Source organism: Bacteroidia bacterium (assembly GCA_025056095.1).
Classification (GTDB): Bacteria; Bacteroidota; Bacteroidia; order JANWVE01; family JANWVE01; genus JANWVE01.
Genome location: JANWVW010000350.1, coordinates 1 through 1,140 on the forward strand (window position 1 = coordinate 1; position 1,140 = coordinate 1,140).

The 1,140-nt window shown below is 44.8% G+C and carries 1 protein-coding gene; it reads left to right on the forward strand.

Annotated features, from left to right (window positions below):
- Positions 1 to 155: 155 nt before the first annotated feature.
- Positions 156 to 1,040, forward strand: coding sequence for a succinate--CoA ligase subunit alpha (gene sucD, locus NZ519_13975; GenBank protein MCS7029860.1), 885 nt, complete (start codon positions 156 to 158; stop codon positions 1,038 to 1,040).
- Positions 1,041 to 1,140 lie beyond the last annotated feature (100 nt).

The window sequence follows — 1,140 nt, forward strand, 5'->3', positions numbered from 1 at the left end:
AGCGTTAGCGAAGCACCGAAGCGAAGCGCAGTGCGGAATGCCCCGACCCGAGCGTTAGCGAGGGGCACGCCCAAAAAAATAAATAAATTCAGCATATCTTTTTTAACTTTTTTTTGCGAGTTGAGAAACATGTTGTATCTTGCCAAAAAATAGCTATGAGCATATTGGTTAATAAAAACTCTAGGGTTATTGTTCAAGGTTTTACGGGAAGCGAAGGAACTTTTCACGCTACCCAAATGATTGAGTACGGAACCAACATTGTAGGCGGAGTAACCCCAGGTAAAGGTGGAACCAAACACTTAGACCGCCCTGTATTTAACACAGTAGAAAGTGCCGTCAGAGCCACAGGTGCAAACGTCTCTATTATTTTTGTTCCCCCTGCTTTTGCGGTAGATGCCATTTTAGAAGCTGCCGATGCTGGAATAAAGGTAATTGTAACTATTACGGAGGGTATTCCTGTCCGTGATATGCTAGTCGTTAAGCCTTTTTTGAAAGAAAGAGGAGTAACCATGATAGGTCCAAACTGCCCAGGGGTTATTACTCCAGGTGAGGCTAAGGTCGGAATTATGCCTGGCTTTATACATAGACCTGGTACTATTGGAATTGTATCACGTTCAGGTACTCTTACGTATGAAGCAGTGTATCAAGTTACTCAACAAGGTTTAGGGCAAAGTACTTGTGTAGGTATTGGCGGAGATCCAATTGTAGGTTCTACGCATACGGATATTGTTAAATTGTTTAATGAAGACCCTGATACAGAGGGCATCATTTTGATTGGTGAGATTGGCGGCTCATCCGAAACCGATGCAGCTCGATGGATAAAAGATAATGTAAAAAAACCTGTGGTAGCTTTTATTGCAGGACAGACAGCACCGCCAGGTAGACGTATGGGACATGCAGGTGCTATTATCTCAGGGGGCGATGATACAGCTGCAGCCAAAATGCGGATTATGCGCGAATGTGGTATACACGTGGTTGAAAGTCCTGCTTATATAGGTCAAACTATGATGGAAGCACTTCGCAAGGCAGGTATGCGATAGTTTTATGCTAACTCCGTTATTGTTTTTTTGGGCGTGCCCTTGTGGGCGTTTCGCTTGCGCTCATGCCCACAAGGTCGGCGTGCTACGGGCTACGCTAACG

Bases quoted from the DNA above. Each gene is read 5' to 3' on its own strand.
- sucD (MCS7029860.1), top strand. From the start codon at position 156: ATGAGCATATTGGTTAATAAAAACTCTAGGGTTATTGTTCAAGGTTTT.